Below are 23,663 nucleotides of genomic sequence, written 5' to 3'. Positions count from 1 at the left end.
TGGATGAGGAGGGACAACGATGTGGAAGGATTTTAAGGAATTTGCATTTAAGGGAAATGTGCTTGATTTGGCAGTAGCTGTGGTTATTGGGACAGCCTTTGGAAAGATCGTATCATCACTTGTTGACAATATTATTATGCCAGTCGTGAGTATTTTGCTACAGGGAATAAAATTTTCCAATTTATCCAAACAGGTGAAGGGAATCGAAATACAATACGGAGAATTTATCCAATCGATTGTTGATTTCTTTATTATTGCATTCTCGATATTTTTGTTTGTTCGATTATTAATGAAATTTAAGCGGAAAAAAGAAGAAGAGAAGGTCGTGGAAGAAGTTAAAGTTGATCCAAAGGAAGCCTTGCTAACGGAAATTCGTGATCTTTTAAAAGAACAACAAAATGGTGTCCAAGTAAACATAAACAAAAACCGTGAAGATCGATAATTCTTCACGGTTTCTTCATGCTTCGTTTCTTTGTTATGCGGATGTATTTCTTTTTTTATGGGCTAAATAGATCCGCTTAGATATTAATGTTTGTCCAATAATAAACAGTCCACCAATGGTCCAATAAAGCGGTAATGCTGCAGGCGCATTTAATGAAATAAAGCCGATCATTACTGGTGACACCCAGCCGATCATTGCCATTTGCTTTCGTTGTTGCTCCGCAAGACCAATTTGTGAAACTTTAAATTGAATAAAATATACAATGACAGCAATTGCTGTCAATACAATATCTGTTTGACCGAGATCAAACCACAAAAACGTATGTGTAGCAATTTCAGGTGTTCGCCGTATTGCATAGTAAAAGCCAAGCAAGATAGGGAATTGAATTAGCATTGGTAAACAACCAGCGAACGATGCGAGCGGATTAAATTGATGTTTTTGATATAAAGCCATCATTTCTTGCTGCATTTTCATTTGCGATTCGCGATCTTTCTTGTCTTTATATTTCTTTTGTATCGCATTGATATCTGGCTTTAATTCCTGCATTTTATCTTGTATTTCTAGACTGTTTTTTGTTTGCTTTAGCATAAAAGGCATCACGGCAAGGCGAATCGCAAGTGTTATGACGATAATGGAAAGTCCATAGCTCCCGTGAAAAATAGATGCCAATGCCTTGATTAATAACGAAAAATTATAAACGAAATAATGATTAAACCATCCTGTCGTGTTTGCATCGATGGGATCATTAACTGCTCCAGCACATCCTGATAATAATAGGATGCTGATGAGAATTCCTATGAATAAATAACCTCGTTTGAATGTGAATACAGATTTTTTTGCCACTGTAATTGTGATCCTCCTTGTTTTTTCTTTAGTTGGTTGAAAAAACAAAAGGAATTACCATCTGTATCATCATCAGGTCCATCCATTCGCATGGCTTTTTGGAAAATCCAGTGCTGCACTTCGGAAATCTCTCCTAATGGCTTTCTTTCTCTTGCAGGCTGACAATCAACCAGACTTGCTTTTTTAGTATAGAACTTGTTGTGCTCTGTAACGAAGCGATGCATATCTAAATGGATGAAATGCATTGAGCTAATCGCTGAAAGCATAATACTCAAATAAAAGTAAAATGGAGAGGTTTCATTAATCAGTTCTGTTAGTAACTCCATAAACATCTGTATTCACCTCCTTAAAACATATTTTCCATCTATACGATATTCAATAAAAAAAGTTTCATACTAACAAATCATAACGCAATTTAGTGTAAATAGTAAGGGGGTTTAATTGGGAAAATCGATTAGAATTGGCATCATCCACACAGGTGCCAAAATGTTTCTGGATACTTTTTTAATAAATATTCGATTATCAGTCTCTAGACGGAGCATATTTCAACCCTTGGATTGTCGTTTGTTCGCTTTAGAATGTATATGCTAAAACTAGACTAAAGGAAGAAGGGATGAAAAGCGTGGAAACAATTATTGAAGTAAAGCATTTAAAAAAGGCTTATAAAAAAAGAAAATCGAAGGAATATGTACACGCAGTAAATGATGTTTCCTTTCAAGTAAAAAAAGGAGAAATTGTTGGATTGTTAGGACCAAATGGAGCAGGAAAAACGACGACGATAAAAATGATTTGTGGACTATTAATTCCTGACTCAGGCGAAATTTATGTAAATGGTGTCGATAATCAGAAAAAACGATTGGAAGCATTAAAGCATATTAGTGCGGTCTTAGAAGGGAATCGCAATTTATATTGGCGCTTAACCGTCCGAGAGAATTTAAATTACTTTGCAGGAAATAGAGGTGTTTCTAAAAAAGAAGCAGCAGAAAGGATTGAAGATTTATTAGAAAAATTTAATCTAAAGGAAAAAGAAAATGAACTTGTTAATCGACTGTCACGTGGAATGCAACAAAAGCTCGCAATCATGGTTGCAATGCTTGCTGATTCTGAGATTATCTTACTTGACGAACCGACCCTTGGATTAGATGTTGAGACTGGCTATGAGGTAAGAGAATTGCTGCGGGATTTTGTTTCTAATTATAATCGCACGATCATTATTAGTTCACATGATATGGATGTTATCCAAGACTTATGTGATCGTACGGTAATTATCAATGAAGGAAAAGTAGTTACGAATGATAAAATAGAAAACCTGCTGCAATTGTTTCAAGTACGTGCATACACAATAACACTTGGAGGACTCCTTTCTGATGAACAACAAAGACAATTACTTCAGAAGTTCCCACAGTTTGAATATACACCAGATACCGTAGAATCTACATTAAAAGTAAACCTCCTTAGAAGTGAAGAAATTTATGATTTATTTGATGTCCTTAAAAAAGAAAATACACCTGTAGAGGCGATTGATCGGGCTACCGTTAATTTTGAGAACGTATTTATGAAAATCGTAAAGGGGGAGTTTAATCATGCAATGGGTCCATCTTCTTAATGCAAATGTACAAAAGGAATATTTAGAAATGAAACGGTATTTACCAAATACGATAGCACTTATCGTTACCTTTTATGCGATTTTTTTAGGAATGTTTGCTGGCATTCAAATTATCGGTGACCCAGCTTCACAGGATGTGAATACACAGTATGCGATCGTAAACTATATTTTTTGGTTTTTAAGCATTATGATCATGCAAAATATTGGCTGGGAAATTACAAACGAAGCGATGCGTGGTACGCTTGAACAGCTTTGTATGTCACCAATGGGGCTATGGAGAATTCTTTCCGCTCGTCTGTTTTCATCTACATTTTTGTATTTGATTATTATTGTTGTATTGTTAGTTGGGACGATGCTAACAACTGGGCAATGGCTCAATATTGATGTTGTAACGATTCTTCCTATTATGCTTCTCACACTTGTAAGTATGATTGGAGTCGGATTTATGATTGCTGGTATTTCAATAATTTGGAAGCAGGTGCAAGCTTTTTTACAAATTTTACAGTTTATTTTAGCAGGATTAACCTTTATTCCGTTATCGGTTGCACCACTTATGGTTTTTCTTCCATTTGTTAAAGGGGTAGATCTCGTGCGCAATGTAATGATTAAAGGATGGTCATTTCAAGAAATTAGTGGTGTTGACTTTTTGATTCTTGGTTTCAATGCGATCTTTTATTTTATCCTTGGGCTCGGTGTTTTTCTCTTTTGTGAACGGATCGCAATGCGCAAAGGATTGCTTGCCCATTATTAAAGGTACAGGTGAATAATTCACAAAATTTATTGACATTTCATAATTATATACTAAAATGGAAATTAATAGGTTTGGAGGTGGTTTATGTATCTATCAATTAAGATAATGACCCACATTTTAAATCTCAGCAAGAGTGAAAATCGAGCAATGAAGAAATTAACCAAAGGAGAGGATTATAATGAATCTAAAAAAAATTATCACACTCACCTTAGTATTTTCTTTATGTTTCACTGTATTAGTAAATGCTAGTAGCTGGGGGAACCTGGCAACTATAAGTCTAAAATGGAATGATAGTTGGAAAACCTCAGACGCTAGATCTTATAAAATGAAAAATAATGATAGCAATTTTGACGTTTTAGCAACTTCAAAAACTATGACTTCAAATCCTAGTGTTAGATTGGCTAATTCAAATGGAGAAAAAAGAAGCAGTTCAGTAAGTGTTAAAGGAATAGATACAGTATATACAGGTAGTAATAATACCGGGACTAATGGGTATTATTACTACGGACAAGCAAAGCCTGCATGGAACCAAGTTGGAACCGATAGTATGAAATTTCAAGTCAACGCTAGATAGCAAGTAACACACTTAAATATAGTTCAAACTGTGAATGTGAAATGGTGTTTTTGTTTGAGATTATATCGAAATTACAATTAACACCATTATCACATTCACAGCATCAAGCTTTAATAATGCCTAGAAAGGAAAAGATTCCGAATGGTTAAACAAGAATATTTGCGCTATATTAAGTCAAAAGTAAATCTACTGCTTTTATTTTTAATTACGATTCCCGTTCTCATGAGTTACTTTACAACTTATTTGGATAAGCAAGAGTGGATAAATTTATTACACTCTCCTGCACCGGATCTTAATATAGAAAAAGTGAATGAGATTGTCAATGGATACAATGGTATGTCGTATATTGACACGTTTATTTTTTCAAATGATTTTTATCTTATTTTTGTTATCATTTTATTATTTGGATTTGGTATACATATTGGACCTGTTACATTTAAACATCTAGAATCTGGTTATGGCTCGTTAATTGTTACAAAGTTAGGTTATCAAAAATATATGATGAATGTGATATTTGCTCAAAGTATGTATATTGTAACATTTGTTATATCCTATTTCTTTTTGTTATTTGTCATAACGTATATCTTTGGTGGAGGTGATTTCTCAATTAAGACAAATCTACATTTGATAGATGTTCAGGGAGGGAGGTATTTCCTTGCTCTAATCTCACATATTGTTTTATTAATCATCTATCTGATTTTTGTGAGTATTGTTACTTCGTTGAGCACCCCATACTTGAAAAACCAATATATATTGCAAATAATACCACTATGCATATATTTTTTACCATTATTAATTGCTTCAACCATTGGGAATATAACCGAATTTTTGGGTAAAAGCACAGGGTTTTTGGTATCAGATGATTATTTGTTAAGTTTATATTTTTATTACAATTCTTCTATACCCATATTAGAAAAAGTCTTATCCATCGTAGCATTACCATCTATTTTATTGTTAATGATTTTGTTTTTAACGCATGTAAATATAAAATTATACAAGAGGGATTATATTAAATGATTGTAAAAAAAAACAAGCTAATTTGGACGTTAATGTATACCATATTATTACTATATATGATTCAGCAATACGCTACTATTCATCAGTATGGAGTGTTTAATAGTCAAATGATTTATGATTTAGTAGAAAACCCACAAAAGTTACTATTTAATACAACCATTGTATTTATACTATATCTTTATATTTCAAGAGTTAACTTTGTACAGCCTGAACTATTAATTCGTTACAATAAAAGATTTTCCATGATATTAATCAAACATGGAGTATACTCAAGCGTTGTTTATACCTTGTTAACATTTATAATCATGATACTAGGTTCTGCTATTGTTGGAATATCCATACAGATTGGAAGCTATTTACTTTTACATATATTAAAATTATTTATATTCTGCTCATATATTTATTTTGTATATCTATTGATTTATATTATTTCATACAAACATATCCTCGCATTTTTTACGATTATTTCAGTCAATTTCTTGTTACTAGTTTCTTATATAGGAATGAATTACTATGGAGGAATAACAAATATGATCGTTATACAAAACAATCATTTAAATTGGTTTCTTTTTGGTATTATCACTATGGTTATCGTGACCTATTTGTATACGACAAGTAATAAAAAGGAATTTATTAAATGAAAAATAAAAAAAACGCCTATATTTTCTTATATCTTTTCTTAATAAATTGTGTTGTGATGTATCATTATACAGATGTTTGGGGATATCGTGGTGTTGAGCAATTAGTCACATCATTTGACAAGGAAGCGAATCATTTTTCTTTATTTCTTTTAGTATTATACATGAGTATTGCTGTTATGTTTATTTATACCATAATAAAAAAAACGAACGATATATTTATTATGGCTAAATACATTTTACCTAGAAGTTCTAAAAAAAAATTTATGAATTTACTTTTGCATGAAGTAGGAAGGTCTACAATCAAATTAGCTGGTATCAAGTTGATTGTAGATATACTTTTTTGTATCTGGATAGATTCAAACCAATTACAATGGCTCTTATTTTTATTTTTTTTATATGTGACCACGTTTTTTATGTGGGGCCTTATCATTATATTATTAGCTCTTTTTAAAATTGACAAAGGAGTCACGCAGTTTATAGCTATAACATTTGTAATGATTCTTCAATTATTATCTTATGATAATAAATTCATATCTATATTTGTAGTTGCTTCTATAAATTATAGGGAAGATGTTCTTTTTTTAATTGCCAGCAAAATATTACTTTTGTTAATACTCTTCTGGTATTTAAGAAAAACAGTGTATAAGTATGAAATTTATGGAGGGGAAAAAGTTTGATAGAATTAGCGTCTGTTTGCAAAAGCTTAAAAGGAAGAAATATACTACAGGATATCAGTTTAGAATTTATTGAAGGAAAAGCATATTTAATCAAAGGGCATAATGGTAGCGGAAAAACTATGCTCCTTAGAATGCTGTGTGACTTATTAAAGCCTTCGAGTGGAGAAATAATGAGAAATCAAGATTACACTTATGGTGTTATGATAGAAAATCCTTCCTTTTTAGAAAATGAAACGGCTCTATACAATCTTAAATATCTAGCGGCTATCAATAACGTAATTGACGAGAACAAGATAATAGAATCTTTAAAACAAGTCAATTTATACGATGAAAGGAATTACAAGGTTAAAACATTCTCTTTGGGAATGAAACAAAGACTTGGATTATGTCAAGCTATTATGGAGGAACCAGATATATTAATATTAGATGAACCTTTTAATGCTCTTGACGAAGAGAATTATAAAATGGCAATTGATTTACTGATTCAACTAAAAGAAAAAGGTAAAATGATTGTTGTTGCCTCTCATGGATTTTCGTCTGATGATAATATGTTGTTCGACCAGACGATTACATTGAGTGATGGTAAAGTAATAAATACAGCTATATAAGGTGCTCTTTGTCGTATATGTAATTTAAAATGAATCACAAAGTAGGTAGACGATTTAAATTTTCTGGCCACTATCCGCTTGTGTTTGATTATTAAGTAATCCATGAACTCGATTTTTATTAAACCAATGTTCATAATAAAAATATCAAGAGTAATTGTTGGCCAGAAACTTATCAGTTAATCTTTCATGTACACGTTATTTCAATACACTCAATTTTCGATGTGTTTTAAAGATTTCAGGAAAAGTAAAAAACACATTTGTTCTTCTTTAATATCCGGTAAACCAACAATGATAACAAGTAATTTAAAAAGTGTACCTTAATGGAAATCTTAAACGCATTGTACGCTTTACATTACCACATGTTTACGTTGTAGGTTTATTTTCTCAACTGCATATATAGAACTTTATAAGGTTGTACATAGTACATAATATCTGTCTTACTTTAATAAAGCCATCTGCAATCTGATGCGGTCCTTGGGCTCGGTGTTTTTCTCTTTTGTGAACGGATCGCAATGCGCAAAGGATTGCTTGCCCATTATTAAAGGTACAGGTGAAAAGGGCAGGCTGTTGTACAATATAATTTTGAAAAATAGGTACGTGTCTTATACAAACCTCGGTCAACTGTCATAGGTTAATAGTGACCTATCACAAGAAAGGGGATTTTATATGAGACACCATCATGGCTGTCCGAAGCAAATTGTATATCCTGTAAAGCAATATTGTGTCCAGCATTGTACGGAAAGTGAAGTAGAGCATGTTCATCCATCGCATACAACGGTTATGAATCATCATCTTATAAAGAATAAACATGTTTTCCCTTACTCTACTTCTGTTCAAAATACAGTGGACAGTGTCGATATTTATGGCGGAACTTTCCCTGTACCTTATCCACCTAGACCGACACCAGGCGTAACGCCAAGTCAGGTAGCAGGTGCAATGCAACCAGGCATGGGTCCAGGCATGCCACCCGGTCAGGTAGCAGGAGTAATGCAACCAGGCATGGGCCCAGGAATGCCGCCCGGTCAGGTAGCGGGAGTAATGCAACCAGGCATGCCGCACTGGAAACAAAAGAACAAATGGTGTTAAGCTTAAGGAACTGGCAAGCATAAATTGCCAGTTCTTTACTTGTCATAAATGGACAATCTAGGAAGCAAGTATGAATAGAAAGGGTGCAGGTATGATGAAGGTATTGGCAGTTACAGGGTATAAGTCCTTTGAATTAAATATTTTTAAAGCGGATGACAAACGAATTGACGTAATAAAATATGCGCTTCGGAAACATATTGTTCGATTTATTGAAGAAGGATTAGAGTGGGTGATTGTTTCTGGGCAAATCGGTGTTGAAATGTGGGCAGCTGAGATTGTGATGGAATTACAGGAAGAATATCCGATTCGTTTAGGCTTCTTTCCTCCTTTTGAAAATCAAGAAAGCCGTTGGCCAGAGCCTATCCAGCAAGTATATCAGGAGTTAATGTTTGGTGCGGATTTCTTTGAACCGATCTACAAGGGAGATTATAAGGCGCCTTATCAATTTAGAGCGAAAAATATGTGGTTTGTTGACAAGAGTGATGGTTGTTTAATGCTGATGGACGAGGAATTTCCAGGAAGTACGCGTTTTTTTTATGAACAAGCGAAAAAGCATGCAAGCTATCTGGTATTTATTATTCGGCCTGAAGATTTGGAGGATGCCGCCTTAGAACTGCAAATGCAAGATCCTGCTTATTGGGACAATCTATAATGGGAGAATTACTGCTCTTATTTATTTCTTACATGTTGGATTGCTAGCCAAATGAGAAAGGTTAAAATTGCAAGTATTGATCCAACAAAGATGAAAACCCCGAACAATCCAATGATCATTCCTTCCCAGCTACCGATACTAAATGAAATTCCGAAAAGAACGAGACTAAAGAAAACACCAATTAATGGTAGGATGAAGGTGAAAATCGCACGTTTTTTCCTTAAAATTATGCCAATCCCAATCAAACCAAGATAAACGATGACACTTGTTAGGATGAATATTTCCACGAAAATCTCTCCTCACTTCTTATGTGTATGCTCTCTATGAAAGGGAGCATCGCTCATTCAAGTCTCCAACTCATTGAAACTGCACTTTTTATTATCTTAGCATATGCTTATGCGTTATTTTGAACATTTTGCAGGATTTTTTCTTTCGCTGCCGAAATAAGTTTAATAGAGAAGACGAAGGTGGGATGACAGTGAACGGTTTTCCGACAATCACAACAAAGCGATTGCAACTTAGGAAGTTAAGTGAAAGGGATGTAGAAAAATATTATGATGTCATGTCTCGTGAAGAAGTGATGCAGTATTATGGGATGGATCGCTTAGAGACATTGGAGGAAGCAAGACAAATCATTACCTCCTTTCAACAGGCTTATGAAATGGGCCGTGGACTGCGATGGGGAATCTTTCTTAAAGATACGGAACAATTTATCGGTACGATCGGTTTAAATCATTTAAATAAGGCTGCAAAAAGAACAGAAATTGGTTACGAGCTACACCCAGATCATTGGAAGCAAGGCTTTATGACAGAAGCGGTTGAAGCCATACTATCTTATAATTTTCTCGAACTAAAGCTATTTCGAATCGGTGCGATTACCTTTCCTGATAATGAGTCATCTAATCGTCTACTACGACGGCTAGGCTTTCAACGGGAAGGTCTGCTAAGAGGCTATTTATTCCAAAACGGAAAATCTCATGATGCCTTCGTTTACGCGTTGCTTAAATCAGACTGGGATGCTTTAAAAGAGGAACAAGAAGTGGATGAGCGTTTAAGCTATACCGATCACTTAACCGAAATTATAAAAAAAGCAGAACGCGAAGGACAGTTTGATGATTTACCTGGCAAAGGTAAACCATTACATATTGGCAATTCGTATGGCAATTCCTATGAAAGCCAGATGTATAAAACGATGAAAGATAATCACGTTCTACCAAGATGGGTTGAATTAGGAAAAGAAATAGATCAGCTAAAGGAAGCATTGCAACAAACAACTGGAAAAGAGAAACAGCGAAAGATAAAGGAAATTAATAAAAAAATTAAAACATACAATTATGCATGTCCACCGACATTACAACGAAATAAAGTAACCGAGTAATTGCTTGTAAATTAGTGTTTAGCAGATAAAAAGCTTCACATTAATTTTTTAAGAAGCCCATTCTCTCTTATTCTATTTTATCCACTGTTCTGCATATGCTTTAGTACGACTTATGCTGATGGAGAGGTGGATAAGCATGCAATATCCATATAATAGAGAAAGGCAAAAGCAAGTAATGACAGTTATTGGGCAAGGAAGTATAGAGGTTACACCAGATCAATTTCAAATTCAGATGGAGGTTATTACAGAGGATGAGTCCTTGCAAAGCGCGCAGCAGCAAAATGCGCAAAAAATGAATCAAGTCATTCAGTCGATCGTGCAATGGCATATTCCAAAAGAAAACATTCAAACTACCGCATATACGATTACACCGCGCTATGATTATGTGGAAGGAAAGCAAGTGTTTCGAGGGTATGAAGTAGTAAATGCCATACGGGTTATTTTAGAGGATGCTAGTCAGGCAGGAGGGCTGATTGACCAAGCGGTAGCTAGTGGAATTAATCATATTTCTTCGTTGCAATTTACTGTTCAGAATCACCATGTGTTTTATCAGCAAGCATTAAGCAATGCCATTGTTAATGCGATTGGAAATGCGCAGACGATTGCAGAAACCTTACAGCTTCATTTACATCCAGAGCCAGTAAAAATAAAAGAGCTTGTATCAGAAGGACAAATTCATCCAATGGCCTTTTCACTTGCGGAGAAAAGTGTAACCACACCGATTATTTCCGGGCAAGTTAACATAACGGCAAGGGTGGAAGTGCAATTTTCATATGAATAAACGGTTATGAAAGGATGTTCAATATGCATGAGGAGCAAGCAAACAGTAGACCAATTCAAAGTAGAATTCCAGGTATCTTTGTTCATGTCCGCGATTTAAAGGAATCTGTTGCATGGTATAGCCGACTATTAGGATTTTCCGTTGACCTGAATAAAGTAGAATCTCCAGTATATAACATTCCGATTCAAGGCAGTACAGGACTGACCTTAGATGATCATACATTTGATAAGGGCTTTACACATCAGCCCAGTCCAAATCCACTCTTTAATTTTCTAGTTGAAGATATTGACGAAGCGTACCAGTTTGTTCAAAGTCTTGGCATTCCTATTGTTAGAGAGATAGAACGTATTGGAGAGCATTTTGCATGGTTTAATTTTAAAGACCCAGACGGGAATGTCATCATGGCGTGTACATGCTAAACAATTCAATTCATATTGCTAATGGACAATGAAGAAGGAAAGGATCAAATAACATGCAAGCAATTATTAGACAAGCAACAGAAAGAGATATTTTAGCGATTCAGCATGTGGCACGAACAAGCTGGAAATCAACTTATGAAGGAATCATTCCAGAGGAAGTGCAGAATAGGTTTTTAGCAGAAGCTTATAGTGATCAGAACATGGAGAAAAGACTTGCGCATTCGGTCGTTTTTGTCGCAGAGCAGAAAGGTCAAGTAGTAGGCTTTGCTAACTTTTCACCAAATCACAACGGGAAGCGAGAGCTAGGAGCTATTTATTTATTACCTGCTTATCAGGGAAAAGGAATTGGAACTTTATTGCTTGAAAAAGGCTTACAGGAGTTTCAAGAGCTGCAGGAATTATATATTAACGTTGAAAAGGATAATGAAATAGGGATGCATTTTTATCAAGCGAAAGGCTTTGAAGTCTCTTCTCAATTCGACGATGATTTTGATGGTCATATATTAAAAACAGTGCGTATGGTGTTAAAGAGGTAGACATTATTGGCTTGGAGGGGAAGAGTAATGCAACGCTTTTCAGTTTCAAAGGAAAAGAAGATTACCCAATATGACTCAGATTTCTACTTGAGTAAAATTGTAAATAAAGCATCCCAGCTTCATATTGCTTGGATGCGTATAGAAGCTGGTGGAAGCGTAGGGTATCATGAAGAAGTAGCTCCCCAGCTCCTTCTTATTGTAGAGGGAAAAGGAACTGTATTAGGAAAGGAAAATATTAAGTACGAGGTGACACAAGGGGATGCTGTATTGTGGGAAAAAGGGGAAGGTCATGAGACGGTGTCAGAACATGGGCTAACGGCAATTGTAATAGAAGGTGAGCATATCGATCTAACCACAATATCCATGTTGAATAAGGATTGAAGAAATGCCGTTCCCTGCTACGGAGTGGTCGAATAAACAGATGAGGTGGAAGCGATGGGGAAATGGGTTGGAGCTGCAGCTGTTTGTGTAAATAGCCAAAACGAACTCTTAATGATAAAGCAAGGAAAACAAAAAGAAACGTATTCCTGGTCTGTTCCTTCTGGTGGACTAGAGAGGAATGAAACATTTAAAGAATGTTGTATTCGTGAGCTATATGAAGAAACAGGTTATATCGGTCATATCAAAAAGCCACTCTTCGTGAAGGAAGCCAATTTTCGGGGGATAGATGTAGTTGTACACTATTATTTGGTGGATATTATTGGTGGCAAAATGACTATCCAAGATCCGGATCAATTAATTCATGCGATTGCATGGCAGTCGAGAAAAGATATAGAAGCGTTGTACTTGTCGTTTCCGGAAGATCGAGAATTTCTTTTCCATATGCTTCAGCAGCCGGCGCATACCTATAATAAAAAGAAAGCATGGTAGTAAAAGGAGGGGGATTATTTCTACACTTTTACTTGTAAAACTGATAAACCGGGGAGAGGAAATATGGACAGTCAGAAGAAACAAATTATAGAGCACTATAAGCAAACGATGATGTGGGTAAGAGGTTTAGAATCATTAACAGAAAAAGAGTGGAGAACGCAAACCTCAAGAGGAAAGTGGACTATTGCGGAGGTAATCGGTCACCTTACTCCGTGGGACGAGTTTATTATAACAAAGCGAATCCCTTATTTGTTTAAAACAGAAATGCTTCCTGCTGGTCCAAATGTAGAGATTATGAACCAGGCAGCTGCAAAAGCGAGTAGAGAAAGTAGGAAAGAGGAAACGATTCAAACGTTTTTACATGTGCGTGAGAGACTTTTAGAAGAAATAATGAATCTTTCTAATGATCAATGGAAGCAAACGATAAGAATTGGCAAAAATGAATTGACCCTATTTGAATATTTCAATGGTTTAACAGAGCATGATAACCATCATTTTAACCAAATTAAATCCGCTTTACTAGTGTGAATTTACTGTAAAAATTTGTTTCTGATATATTGTGAAAAGAGTGATGGAGTGAAAATTACTGATATATTATACGGAGCGTATCTCGTTGATGATGTTATTGATGCATTAATTCAAAGTAAACCAATACAGCGTCTAAAAGGGATTCATCAAGGAGGGGCAAGCTATTTAGTAAATGCAAGCTGGAATAATACCCGCTATGATCATTCTGTCGGAGTGATGCTTTTAATTAAAAGGTTAGGTGGTTCGGTTGAAGAGCAAGTTGCCGGATTACTACATGACGTTTCTCATACAGCTTTTTCCCATGTTATTGATTATGCAGTTGAGAACCGTTCGGAAAATGTACATGAATTGATTTTCGATGAGATTGTCAATCAATCGGAGATTCCAAGCATACTAGAGTTATATGGATATTCACCTAAAGAAATCCTTTCTTCCTTTGGCAAATGGAGGTTGTTAGAGCAACCGGCACCACTTTTATGTGCGGATCGAATCGACTATACATTACGTGATATGTATACATATGGGCAAATAAGTTTGACTGAGGTTAATGATTTTCTCGATAGCTTGATCATTCAGGATGGCATGATTTGCTTACAATCACTTTCTGCCGCAGAGTGGTTTGTGAAGACATATTATAAAGAAGTAATTGATTTTTTTATGGACCCACGGAATGTATATGCAAATGAAATGATGGCAAAAACGATACAGCTTTCATTAGAAAATGGCGTGCTTCAATTTGCAGATCTATTAGAAACAGATGCAAAGGTGTTAGAACGCTTACGCACATCAACGAATGAAAAGGTTCAAAACATGATAGCACAGATAACACCTAGCGTGCAGGTGGTGGAACAAGCAAAAAACTATGATCTATATCAGCAACCTAAAACACGTTTAATCGATCCAATAATCTACCAGAATGAAAGAACCATTCGTGCTTCTAAATTATCTGCGAGCATTAAAGAAATGAACGAACAGGCATATAAACGTGCTAAACGTGGTGTATATCTAAAAATAATGAACGAAGAAAGTGGGTGGAGCGATGCTTTATCAAATGGGACTCTATGACGAGCCATATAACAAGATTGCGACGGGATTGAAAACGATAGAGGTTCGTTTATATGATGAAAAACGGCGCAAGCTTCGAGTAAATGATCGAATTGAATTTACGAAGCTCTCTGATGAAAGTGAAAAGCTTCAAGTAGAAATCGTAGAATTACACATGTTTCCAACCTTTCGAGAAATGTATGAACAGATTCCTGCGGCGGCATTTGGCGCAACAGATGCCTCGATAGATAGAATGGTTGAAAGTACATACCGCATTTATACCCCTGAACAGGAGAAAAAGTGGGGAACGATCGCCATAAAAATAAAAAAACTATAACGAACGATATCCACACATCATATAGAAAAAGCTCATCGAATAATAATTATTCAATGAGCTTTTTTATAGTTGATCCTGTTGGTAAGGAGTTTCTGCTCAGCTCTAGTACCAATCCCTCAAAGGTGAGTACATATGGCGATTACTCTTTGGTTCTTAATGGGCCGGAGCTTCAACAGGATCAATTGGTAGCTTGTCTTTAGGATCTGCTTTTTTCGTAAAATCCGCTCCAGGAGATGTTACCCGACGGATGAAAAAGGTTAAAAACAATGCTAAGGCGACAATAATGGTTGAAATAAAGAACGAGAAATTGATGCCGTTTAACATTGCTTCATGTAAAATTTGTTGTTCCATTTCCGCAGCTGCTTGGGCAGAAATCGTTGTACCTTCATCCATTTTTGCCATTGCTTGTGTTGCGAGATCTGCTGCTTTGGACTCTGTACGACTATTCATTACCGTAATTAATAATGCAGAACCAATTGCACCAGAAATCTGTTGCAGCGTATTATTCATCGCTGTACCATGCGGATAATACTTTTGCGGCAGTTGGTTAAGTCCATTCGTCATAATGGGCATCATTACCATCGACATGCCGAAGCTGCGAAGCGTAAATAATAGAACAAGCTGACTATACGCGATTTCCATATCTAGCTTACTAAAATAAAAGGTTGTAATAACGGTTATGGATAAACCAAGCAATGCTAATGTCTTTGGACCATACTTGTCAAATAGACGTCCAGTAACTGGTGACATGATTCCCATGATAACTGCTCCTGGTAGCATTAAAAGACCAGCATCCATCGGTGAAAATCCGCGGATGGTTTGCAAATAAATAGGAACAAGAATCATCCCGGAAAACAGTGCGATGGATAGCACAATTGAAATAGTTGATGCAAGAGCATACATTGGATATTTGAAGATCCGAAATTCGAGCATCGGGTCATGCATTCGAAGCTGTCGAAGAATCATCGACAATAATGATATTGCACCAATGAGAATGGTTCCATATACGAAAGGACTGTCCCACCCCTTATCTCCAGCAGAACTAAAACCGTACAATAAGCCACCAAAACCAATACTTGATAAAATGATAGATAAAACATCTAACTTAATATCGCGCTGTGGTGTAAGGTTTTTTAATTTGAAAATAGCATACAGCAAGGTTAATACTGCAAATGGGATGATGATGTCAAATAAAGCTCTCCAGCTATAATGTTCTACAATCCAGCCAGATAGTGTTGGTCCAAGCGCTGGTGCAACAAATATAACTAAACCAAATGTCCCCATTGCCGCTCCTCTTTTTTCAATTGGAAAAGAGACGAGCATAACATTCATCAATAAAGGCATCATTACTGCAGATCCAGATGCTTGAATCATTCGTGCGATCAACAGTATGTTAAATGTAGGGGATAAACTAGCTACGATCGTTCCCGCTGTAAACAATCCCATTGCTGTAATAAATAAGGAACGGTTAGAAAAACGTTGAATAAAAAAAGCACTTGCTGGAATGAGGATACCATTGATAAGCATGTAGCCTGTAGAAAGCCATTGAACTGACGTTGCTTTCACGTCAAACTCATTCATAATAGATGGCAGTGCTACGTTTAACAATGTTTCATTCAAGATTGCAACAAATGCTCCGATGAATAGAACTATAATAATGCCATACGGCGGATTTTTATGGTTCACTTGCATGTCGGTCATTGCATGAATCACTTCCTTTAATATAAGTTGTTATTTACTCATAGTATTTTATACCGATAGTTCAATAAAATCAATATTAATGATTTAAAATATTAATAAATGTTGATTTGGTAATGTTTTGAAAGTAGAATGATAGTATAAAACACCTAGAAAGGTGGCAAAATTAGTGAACTCCAAGAAAATGCAAATTATTGAAGCGGCATTGAAGTTATTTGTTGAAAAAGGATTTGCTTTAACTTCTATTCAGGATATTTTAAAGGAAGCAGATATATCCAAAGGAACATTTTATAACTATTTTGCATCTAAAAATGAATGTCTTATGGCGATCTTGGATTATGTGAAACAACAAGGAGATCAAAAGCGTCGCGAGCTTGAATATGGTCGAGATAAACGAGAGGAAAAATTGCTTGTGGAGCAGCTTGCTATTCGGATGAACATGAACCGTGATCATAACTTAATTGCTCTTTTTGAAGCAGCATCTTTTTCAGATGATAAAGTACTTCTAAATTTTATTAAAAAAATGCACATTGAAGAGATCGAGTGGATCTCTGGTAGAATCGCAGAGGTTTTTACACCAGAGACGAACAAATATGCGCTTGACCATGGTGCTTTACTACTTGGAATGATTCATCATCTTATGCAATTATGGAGACTCGGAACAAAGAAGGAAATTGCCTCAGAAAAAGTGGTTCAGTTTGCCTTAAATCGGTTAAAGCCGATGATAAATGATCAATTAGCCTCTAAGGAAGTATTTTTTCCTGTTAATTGGCTTGCAACTGCATTAAATGAGCGTTCAGTTTCAGAGTTGAATCATGTTATTCTTTCAGATTTAGAGGATTTAGAGGACCAACTTGTTGCGAACGGAAGTTCAAAAAAACAGATCGAGCTTGTGCGATTTTTACGAGAAGAGATTTCAACCGAACAGCCAAGAGTTCATCTTGTAGAAAGTGTTTTAGTATCGCTTGCCGATGCTGTAAAAGACTCTAAACATGAACACGATATCCGAAAAATTACACAAGTTACCTGGCAGCTGCTTTGTGAATTAAGAGAGGAGAAGTAACTTTGAAGGATAAAGTAGAACAGCTAATCCGAAATAAGCAGTATGATGAAGCGAGAAATATACTCTTTAATAATGGTAATAATTTAGAGGGTGCTGAAAAAAATTATTATATTGCTGTTACTTTTGATGCGCAAGGTGCTGAGAGAAAAGCAATCCCTTATTATGAACAAGTAATTGAAGAAGGAATAGATGAGGAGCGACTGATTGCGGCGTATTGTCAGTTAGGAAGCAGTTACCGAAGTATCGGTCAATATGAAGAGGCAGAACGTTTACTGAAGGCCGGTTTACAGCGATATCCAACCAATGAAGCTTTGAATGTTTTTTATGCCATGGTATTATATAATCAAAATAAAGCAAAGCAAGGGATGGAAATCTTATTACATTTAGTAGCACAGTGTTCCTCGATAGAATGGATTAAGAAATATGAAAATGCTATTTCTTTTTACGCAAAACAATTGGACAAAACATGGTAAGTTATAAAGTAGCTTTGGGGATGGGAAGAAAGCTATTTTAGCTTGCTAATGCTGGAGGGGATTTGGTGAAGCGATTTATTAAACTACTTATTAAATACGGACCTATCTTGCTACCATTTATTAAAAGATTCTTAAGTAGTAGAACAAATAGAAAAAGCAGACCAAAGTATGATAATAATTAATGTTGTGTAGAACGAAGCAAACATTGCTTCGTTCTTTGTATGCTTTCTTATCGGAATAAAAAAGGGAACAGGTCATTTTTGTCGAAGTAAGTAGAGATTAGGAGGAGCAAAACATGGATATAAAAGGAATTAATCATTTGTTGTTTTCTGTATCAAATCTAGATCAATCGATTTCATTTTACGAAAATGTTTTTCATGCAAAGCTACTAGTGAAAGGTAAAACAACGGCATATTTGGACTTGAATAATTTATGGATTGCTTTAAATGAAGAAAAAGATATTCCTCGAAATGAGATAAATGAATCATACACTCATATAGCATTTTCAATTAATGAAGCTGATTACGATGGAATTTATCAACGACTTCAGCGTCTACAAGTTCCGATTTTACCAGGTCGTAAGCGTGAGCAAAGGGATAAGCAATCCATTTACTTTACCGATCCAGATGGCCATAAATTTGAATTTCATACAGGTACATTAAAGGAACGCTTAGATTATTATAAGGATGCAAAAAAGCATATGGAATTTTTTGAAGGAGAGGAGAAATAAGCATGAACATGACCCATATCCGTCTTTTAGTTGATGATTATAAAGCATGTTTCTTATTTTATCGTGATGTTTTAGGATTTACTGTAGGGTGGGGAGATGAGAATTCTTTATATGGAGATTTTCTCGTGAATAATCATTTCAAATTAGCGATATTTGAACGCAAACAAATGCTTCAAGCAATAGGGGAGGTACCAATTGAAAGTTCCAAAAAGCAGGAACAAGTAATGTTAATTTTTCGTGTTGAAAATGTTGATCAATTTTACTCCAGCTGGCAGGAAAAAGTAGACTTTGTGACAGCGCCGATGAATCGTTCAGATTGGGGAATCCGTGTTGCTCATTTTAGAGATCCTGAGGGAAACTTAATTGAGATCAATGAATATATTGGAATGGAAAATAAGTAAGTAGACTCAAAGAAAAACCCAAACAACAATTAAAGCTGTTTAGGTTTAAGGGTGTTATGCTTGATTGCCAAACATTGCAGCATACGTTAACCAAGCACCATCTAAATTTTTCACATCAAAGCCATTAGCAAGTAATATCCGCGTTGCTAAATATCCACGTTGGCCAGAGCGACATGTAACATGAATTGTTTTATCCTTCGGTAGTTCATGCATTCGATCACGAACATCATTTAGCGGAATGTTGATGGAGCCTGGAATCATTCCATCTTTTGCGACCTCTTTTTCTTCACGTACGTCAACAAGGATACCTCCATTGTTCACTATTTCATCAATTTCATGCCATTGGACTGTTTGGATTCCATCTTCTTTCATGTTCGATGCGACATATCCTGCCATATTTACTGGATCCTTAGCCGATGAAAATGGTGGAGCATAGGAAAGCTCGATATCTGTTAAATCAAATACAGATATATTTCCTTTTATTGCTGTTGCGATGACATCGATTCTTTTTTCAACGCCGTCTTTACCTACAGCTTGTGCGCCAAATATTTTTCCAGTTTCTTTATCGAAGATCACTTTTAAAGCAATTGGAGAGGCACCAGGATAATAACCCGCATGGGAAACAGGATGAATGTGAAGTGCTTCATAGGCTGTTTTGTTTCGTTTTAATACCTTTTCGTTGTTTCCTGTTGTTGCAACGGTTAGATCAAATATTTTAGCGACCGATGTTCCTAATGTACCTTGATACACTTCGTTTCGATTGTAAATATTATTTGCAACAATACGTGCTTGGCGATTTGCTGGTCCTGCAAGTGGTATCATTGCTGGATGATCAGAAACAAAATCCTTTACTTCTATCGCATCACCAAGTGCATAAATAACAGGATCATTCGTTTGTAGATGGTCATTTACTTGAATGCCACCACGTTCACCAATGTTTAGCCCTGCATCCATTGCAAGCTTATTCTCTGGTTTCACTCCAATGGATAGAATAATGAGTTCTGTATCAATTTCCTTACCACTTGAAAGGATCACCTTTGCCCCATTATTTTCAAAGGATTTGACACCATCTTCTAAAATCAGCTCAACCCCATGCTCCTTGAGTTGATTATGAACGATTGCTGCCATTTCAATGTCAAGTGGTGCCATGACTTGATTTGCCATCTCAATAACGGTTACTTGAATACCACGTTCTACGAGGTTTTCTGCCATTTCTAGACCGATAAATCCACCACCGACTACAACAGCATGCTTTGGATGTTGATGATCTACATAATCTTTAATCTGATCTGTGTCCGGGATATTACGCAATGTAAAAATGTTTGTTGCTTCCTTTAATCCTGGAATTGGCGGTGCGATTGGTTGTGCTCCAGGAGAAAGAATGAGTACGTCATAGGTTTCTTCATATGTTTCCTGTGTAACTACGTTTTTAGCGCTCACTGTTTTCGTTTCACGGTTGATTTGCGTTACTTCTGTTAAATTACGAATATCTAAATTATAACGTTTGCTCATCCCTTCAACTGTCTGTACCATAAGCTTATTTCGATCTTGAATCACTTCACCAATGTAATAAGGTAATCCGCAATTCGCGAAAGAAATATGCTCCCCACGTTCAAACAAAACAATGTGTGACGTTTCATCTAATCTTCTTAAACGAGCTGCAGCTGTTGCACCACCAGCAACTCCACCTACAATAACAATTTTTTTAGACATTATTACTCCCCCAATTCATAAAATAAAATATACCTATGAGGGTATTATAAAGGAAAGGGAAAAATATTACTGTGATTTTGCTCACAGTTGAACAAAAACTACGTATGGTATGATATTTTTATGTTTTTTATTTTGCACTTAACTGGCATTAAGCCCGCTAAATCTAGCATGTGAGGCGATAATGAAGCGGTTAGTTGGGTGAACGTTAAATGTGCGATTCTATTCACAATTAAGCAATAAGGAATAAAAGAAAAACCACATGTTAAAAGTTTCACTTAATCGGTGAAGTAAAATTGGTGAATATTACCATAAATCGAAATTATATTGATATTATGATGAGTTTAAAATAAACTATTTTATAACAGTTTGTTTATAAATGGATCTTTACATAATAAATAGGAAAGGGGATTACGATGAAAAAAGGCTTAATGTGGCAAATAATTGGAGCGTTTATATTAGCTATTATTGCTGGTTTATTATTCGGTGAAAAAATAGAAGTAGTAAAGCCACTTGGTGATTTGTTTTTACGATTAATTAAATTCATTATTGTTCCTTTAATTCTATCAACAATTATTGTAGGCGTAACGAGTACGAATGATGTGAAAAAACTTGGCCGTTTGGGAGGAAAGACAATTTCGTTTTATCTATTAACGAGTCTCGTTGCCATTTCTCTTGGACTCCTTGCTGGTTATGTTTTCTCACCTGGAATTGGAACGGATATCGAGCTTACCGGTCAAGAGGAAGTGAGTGTAAACGAAACAGAAGGTGTCGTACAAACGATTCTAAATATCATTCCGACCAATCCATTTGAAGCGCTTGCTACTGGTAATGTGCTGCAAATTATTTTCTTTGCTATCTTTTTAGGAGTCGGAATTACAATTGCTGGTGAAAAGGCGAAACCTGTTCAACGTTTTTTTGATGGGCTAGCCGAGGTTATGTATAAAATAACGAGCATTGTCATGATGGTCGTTCCTATTGGGATATTTGGATTGCTTGCACCAATTGTCGGAGCGTATGGTGCAGCGGTATTGCTTCCTTTAATCAAGTTAATCATAGCAATGTTTGTAGCAAGTATTATCCACGTAACCGTCTTATATTCTATTGCAGTGAAAACGTTAGGGAAAATGAACCCTATTACCTTTTTAAAAGGGATTTTCCCAGCAGCTGTTGTTGCATTTAGCACGAGTAGTAGTTCTGGAACGTTACCTGTAACGATGAAATGTGCAGAAGAAAACCTAAAGGTATCAAAGGAAACGAGTAGCTTTGTGTTACCATTAGGCGCAACTATTAATATGGATGGAACTGCTATTTATCAAGGGTTAGCAGTTGTGTTTATTGCCCAGTATTTTGGAGTCGATTTAACATTTTCCCAGCTCGTAACCGTCGCTTTAATTGGTACGTTAGCTTCAATCGGGACAGCAGGCGTTCCAGGAGCAGGTATGATTATGCTGACAATGGTAATGGCGGCAATCAACTTGCCATTAGAAGGGCTAGCACTTGTAGCTGGTATTGATCGGATACTTGATATGATGCGTACATCTGTTAATGTCATTGGTGATGCTTCAGCAAGTGTTATTGTTGATGCGTCGGAACGAAAACGAAAAAAGAAGACAGTTGCTCCCGTAAATAATGCAAGTATGTAAGAGAAAGCACTGGAACAAAACAATCTGTTTAATTAAATGAAATTATTGAACACTTGAATTGGGGGGACTCCCTCGGGAACAGCAACAGGGGAACGCAGACTAAAACCGCTACGTTCTGTACGTCGAAAAACCACTCGGAAAAGCAGACTTTCTTTTCCGAGTTAGTTGAGGCCGCTCCCGGGGAAAGCGAACCCATTTTCAAACTGCTAGGGAATTGTTCAGATTTTTAATAAAAATGCTCTTGTTTTGTCGACTAGAAAAGGCTTAATCAGTTACATCAAGCTTTATTTTTTTTCGAAAGTCGTCATTTCGTAATTTTTTTCGTACTTGTTTTCCCCAGCTTTTCACAGCCTCCTCTGTCTTTCCTTCTTTCGCAGCAATTTCTTTGATAGACATGTTTTCGATTATAAAAAGAGAAACCCATTTCCATTGATTATCGGTTAACTGCTCTTTTAATCGATCCCAAAGTTCTGGATTGTTTACGGTGATACCGTTATTTTCAATCATTGGATAAGAGACTTCTGTTCGGCGATGACGATTTCCATTATCATACTGCTTCCGATTTTCCTCACAAACGATGGACTCTTTTTCCATTCGTCTACTTTCCTTGCGAATTTGATCGATGAGCCGATTGCGAATGGTGTAATTAAAATAAGTAGCAAGTGGTCCTTTATCAGGTTCGTACTTTTCATAGGCGTTCCAAAGTGCAAACAGTCCTTCTTGGAAATACTCTTCATGAGGGTCGTGAATGTTCAAGCGGTTAATGTGATAGTGAATTCTATTTTTGTTTTGCTTGAAAACTTCTTCAAAAGTAAATTTTTCTTGGTTTGTACGCAACGAAATCCCTCCTAATTATTCCTTTAAAATAATAATCGTAAAATACACTGCTGTCGGGTCACTGAAAATCGCAACTGTTTTCATCGAGTGATGTGCAAGTTGTCCAAAGCGTAATTCCGCCCTATTTGCGTAAGTTGTTTTCATTATATACGAACGTATGTTCTGTTTCAAGCATAAAAAAACCCCTCTTTTTCGTAAATTTTAAAAAAGTGTCGTGCTAATAGCTCTCCAAGCTATATTTATAGGATGTCCAACAAGGTATACATTTTTTTGTAGTCCTTATCTGCTTATTTTTGAATCAGTGGGGAAAAGTAT

30 protein-coding genes are annotated in these 23,663 nt (G+C 35.9%); 23 read left to right on the top strand and 7 right to left on the bottom strand.

Annotated elements, in window-relative coordinates:
* The first annotated feature begins 19 nt into the window (after nt 1-19).
* Nucleotides 20-442 (top strand): large conductance mechanosensitive channel protein MscL, encoded by a 423-nt coding sequence (gene mscL / locus QBK89_RS03430; protein WP_284139604.1) that lies wholly within the window; start codon nt 20-22, stop codon nt 440-442.
* A gap of 33 nt (nt 443-475) precedes the next feature.
* On the opposite strand, the gene yidC is transcribed toward mscL, so the two are convergent.
* Together yidC and QBK89_RS03420 are read right to left on the bottom strand one after the other, a co-directional pair.
* On the bottom strand, nt 476-1,285 hold the full coding sequence (gene yidC, locus QBK89_RS03425) for a membrane protein insertase YidC (protein ID WP_284139603.1): 810 nt from the start codon (nt 1,283-1,285) through the stop codon (nt 476-478).
* The gene (locus QBK89_RS03420) at nt 1,237-1,617 is read right to left on the bottom strand and encodes a hypothetical protein (RefSeq protein ID WP_284139602.1); all 381 of its coding nucleotides are present in this window, start codon (nt 1,615-1,617) and stop codon (nt 1,237-1,239) included. The genes yidC and QBK89_RS03420 overlap by 49 nt, the downstream gene beginning before the upstream one ends.
* A gap of 290 nt (nt 1,618-1,907) precedes the next feature.
* Here QBK89_RS03420 and QBK89_RS03415 point away from each other — a divergent pair, with 290 nt between their 5' ends.
* The 8 genes from QBK89_RS03415 (at nt 1,908) to QBK89_RS03380 (ending at nt 8,897) form a co-directional block, all read left to right on the top strand.
* Nucleotides 1,908-2,891, top strand: a complete 984-nt coding sequence (locus QBK89_RS03415) for an ABC transporter ATP-binding protein (RefSeq protein ID WP_284139651.1) — start codon at nt 1,908-1,910, stop codon at nt 2,889-2,891.
* Nucleotides 2,869-3,642, top strand: coding sequence for an ABC transporter permease (locus QBK89_RS03410; RefSeq protein ID WP_284139601.1), 774 nt, complete (start codon nt 2,869-2,871; stop codon nt 3,640-3,642). Before QBK89_RS03415 ends, QBK89_RS03410 begins: the two co-directional genes overlap by 23 nt.
* Nucleotides 3,643-3,820: 178 nt before the next feature.
* Complete coding sequence (locus tag QBK89_RS03405) at nt 3,821-4,216, top strand: hypothetical protein (protein ID WP_284139600.1); 396 nt, start codon at nt 3,821-3,823, stop codon at nt 4,214-4,216.
* A gap of 141 nt (nt 4,217-4,357) precedes the next feature.
* Nucleotides 4,358-5,233 (top strand): hypothetical protein, encoded by an 876-nt coding sequence (locus QBK89_RS03400; protein WP_284139599.1) that lies wholly within the window; start codon nt 4,358-4,360, stop codon nt 5,231-5,233.
* Between the two features lie 637 nt (nt 5,234-5,870).
* Nucleotides 5,871-6,551, top strand: a complete 681-nt coding sequence (locus QBK89_RS03395) for a hypothetical protein (RefSeq protein WP_284139598.1) — start codon at nt 5,871-5,873, stop codon at nt 6,549-6,551.
* Nucleotides 6,548-7,159, top strand: a complete 612-nt coding sequence (locus QBK89_RS03390) for an ATP-binding cassette domain-containing protein (RefSeq protein ID WP_284139597.1) — start codon at nt 6,548-6,550, stop codon at nt 7,157-7,159. Before QBK89_RS03395 ends, QBK89_RS03390 begins: the two co-directional genes overlap by 4 nt.
* A 666-nt stretch (nt 7,160-7,825) precedes the next feature.
* Complete coding sequence (locus QBK89_RS03385; protein ID WP_284139596.1) at nt 7,826-8,245, top strand: CotD family spore coat protein; 420 nt, start codon at nt 7,826-7,828, stop codon at nt 8,243-8,245.
* A 70-nt stretch (nt 8,246-8,315) separates the two neighbouring features.
* A complete protein-coding gene (locus QBK89_RS03380) occupies nt 8,316-8,897 on the top strand; it encodes an SLOG family protein (protein WP_330949614.1) in 582 nt (193 codons plus the stop codon).
* 17 nt (nt 8,898-8,914) lie between these two features.
* On the opposite strand, the gene QBK89_RS03375 is transcribed toward QBK89_RS03380, so the two are convergent.
* On the bottom strand, nt 8,915-9,184 hold the full coding sequence (locus QBK89_RS03375) for a hypothetical protein (protein WP_284139595.1): 270 nt from the start codon (nt 9,182-9,184) through the stop codon (nt 8,915-8,917).
* Nucleotides 9,185-9,375: 191 nt separating this feature from the next.
* On the opposite strand from QBK89_RS03375, the gene QBK89_RS15095 reads away from it, so the two are divergent.
* The 9 genes from QBK89_RS15095 to QBK89_RS03325 all read left to right on the top strand — a co-directional run bounded on the left by QBK89_RS15095 (nt 9,376) and on the right by QBK89_RS03325 (nt 14,790).
* Nucleotides 9,376-10,275 (top strand): GNAT family N-acetyltransferase, encoded by a 900-nt coding sequence (locus tag QBK89_RS15095; RefSeq protein WP_349774618.1) that lies wholly within the window; start codon nt 9,376-9,378, stop codon nt 10,273-10,275.
* A 136-nt stretch (nt 10,276-10,411) separates the two neighbouring features.
* A complete protein-coding gene (locus QBK89_RS03360; protein WP_284139594.1) occupies nt 10,412-11,056 on the top strand; it encodes an SIMPL domain-containing protein in 645 nt (214 codons plus the stop codon).
* Between the two features lie 23 nt (nt 11,057-11,079).
* Nucleotides 11,080-11,475, top strand: coding sequence for a VOC family protein (locus QBK89_RS03355; protein ID WP_284139593.1), 396 nt, complete (start codon nt 11,080-11,082; stop codon nt 11,473-11,475).
* Between the two features lie 53 nt (nt 11,476-11,528).
* Nucleotides 11,529-12,011 (top strand): GNAT family N-acetyltransferase, encoded by a 483-nt coding sequence (locus QBK89_RS03350; RefSeq protein ID WP_284139592.1) that lies wholly within the window; start codon nt 11,529-11,531, stop codon nt 12,009-12,011.
* A gap of 27 nt (nt 12,012-12,038) precedes the next feature.
* Nucleotides 12,039-12,392, top strand: a complete 354-nt coding sequence (locus tag QBK89_RS03345) for a cupin domain-containing protein (protein WP_284139591.1) — start codon at nt 12,039-12,041, stop codon at nt 12,390-12,392.
* A gap of 54 nt (nt 12,393-12,446) precedes the next feature.
* On the top strand, nt 12,447-12,881 hold the full coding sequence (locus tag QBK89_RS03340) for an NUDIX hydrolase (protein ID WP_284139590.1): 435 nt from the start codon (nt 12,447-12,449) through the stop codon (nt 12,879-12,881).
* A 63-nt stretch (nt 12,882-12,944) separates the two neighbouring features.
* The gene (locus QBK89_RS03335) at nt 12,945-13,409 is read left to right on the top strand and encodes a DinB family protein (protein WP_284139589.1); all 465 of its coding nucleotides are present in this window, start codon (nt 12,945-12,947) and stop codon (nt 13,407-13,409) included.
* A gap of 48 nt (nt 13,410-13,457) precedes the next feature.
* On the top strand, nt 13,458-14,474 hold the full coding sequence (locus QBK89_RS03330) for an HD domain-containing protein (protein WP_284139588.1): 1,017 nt from the start codon (nt 13,458-13,460) through the stop codon (nt 14,472-14,474).
* Nucleotides 14,449-14,790: an ASCH domain-containing protein gene (locus tag QBK89_RS03325; protein WP_284139587.1), complete on the top strand. Its 342-nt coding sequence runs from the start codon at nt 14,449-14,451 to the stop codon at nt 14,788-14,790. The genes QBK89_RS03330 and QBK89_RS03325 overlap by 26 nt, the downstream gene beginning before the upstream one ends.
* A 153-nt stretch (nt 14,791-14,943) precedes the next feature.
* Here QBK89_RS03325 and QBK89_RS03320 read toward each other — a convergent pair whose 3' ends face one another.
* Nucleotides 14,944-16,491, bottom strand: coding sequence for a DHA2 family efflux MFS transporter permease subunit (locus tag QBK89_RS03320; RefSeq protein ID WP_284139586.1), 1,548 nt, complete (start codon nt 16,489-16,491; stop codon nt 14,944-14,946).
* Between the two features lie 166 nt (nt 16,492-16,657).
* Between QBK89_RS03320 and QBK89_RS03315 the strand changes: the two genes are divergently transcribed.
* The 4 genes from QBK89_RS03315 (at nt 16,658) to QBK89_RS03300 (ending at nt 19,155) form a co-directional block, all read left to right on the top strand.
* Nucleotides 16,658-17,551 (top strand): TetR/AcrR family transcriptional regulator, encoded by an 894-nt coding sequence (locus QBK89_RS03315; RefSeq protein ID WP_284139585.1) that lies wholly within the window; start codon nt 16,658-16,660, stop codon nt 17,549-17,551.
* 2 nt (nt 17,552-17,553) lie between these two features.
* Nucleotides 17,554-18,024, top strand: a complete 471-nt coding sequence (locus QBK89_RS03310; protein ID WP_284139584.1) for a tetratricopeptide repeat protein — start codon at nt 17,554-17,556, stop codon at nt 18,022-18,024.
* A 295-nt stretch (nt 18,025-18,319) separates the two neighbouring features.
* The gene (fosB, locus tag QBK89_RS03305) at nt 18,320-18,754 is read left to right on the top strand and encodes a metallothiol transferase FosB (RefSeq protein ID WP_284139583.1); all 435 of its coding nucleotides are present in this window, start codon (nt 18,320-18,322) and stop codon (nt 18,752-18,754) included.
* Nucleotides 18,755-18,756: 2 nt separating this feature from the next.
* Complete coding sequence (locus tag QBK89_RS03300) at nt 18,757-19,155, top strand: VOC family protein (protein WP_284139582.1); 399 nt, start codon at nt 18,757-18,759, stop codon at nt 19,153-19,155.
* A 54-nt stretch (nt 19,156-19,209) separates the two neighbouring features.
* On the opposite strand, the gene QBK89_RS03295 is transcribed toward QBK89_RS03300, so the two are convergent.
* A complete protein-coding gene (locus tag QBK89_RS03295) occupies nt 19,210-20,868 on the bottom strand; it encodes a CoA-disulfide reductase (protein ID WP_284139581.1) in 1,659 nt (552 codons plus the stop codon).
* Between the two features lie 413 nt (nt 20,869-21,281).
* Here QBK89_RS03295 and QBK89_RS03290 point away from each other — a divergent pair, with 413 nt between their 5' ends.
* Nucleotides 21,282-22,511, top strand: coding sequence for a dicarboxylate/amino acid:cation symporter (locus QBK89_RS03290; protein ID WP_284139580.1), 1,230 nt, complete (start codon nt 21,282-21,284; stop codon nt 22,509-22,511).
* A 264-nt stretch (nt 22,512-22,775) separates the two neighbouring features.
* Here the strand turns inward: QBK89_RS03290 and QBK89_RS03285 are convergent, their stop codons facing one another.
* Nucleotides 22,776-23,348 carry a sigma-70 family RNA polymerase sigma factor gene (locus tag QBK89_RS03285; RefSeq protein WP_284139579.1) on the bottom strand — a complete coding sequence of 191 codons (573 nt, stop codon included), beginning with the start codon at nt 23,346-23,348 and terminating at the stop codon, nt 22,776-22,778.
* 15 nt (nt 23,349-23,363) lie between these two features.
* Nucleotides 23,364-23,519 carry a hypothetical protein gene (locus tag QBK89_RS03280; protein WP_284139578.1) on the bottom strand — a complete coding sequence of 52 codons (156 nt, stop codon included), beginning with the start codon at nt 23,517-23,519 and terminating at the stop codon, nt 23,364-23,366.
* Nucleotides 23,520-23,663 lie beyond the last annotated feature (144 nt).

The organism is Virgibacillus sp. LDC-1 (assembly GCF_030137545.1).
Classification (GTDB): Bacteria; Bacillota; Bacilli; order Bacillales; family Amphibacillaceae; genus LDC-1.
This window is presented reverse-complemented; position numbering and strand designations above follow the sequence as displayed.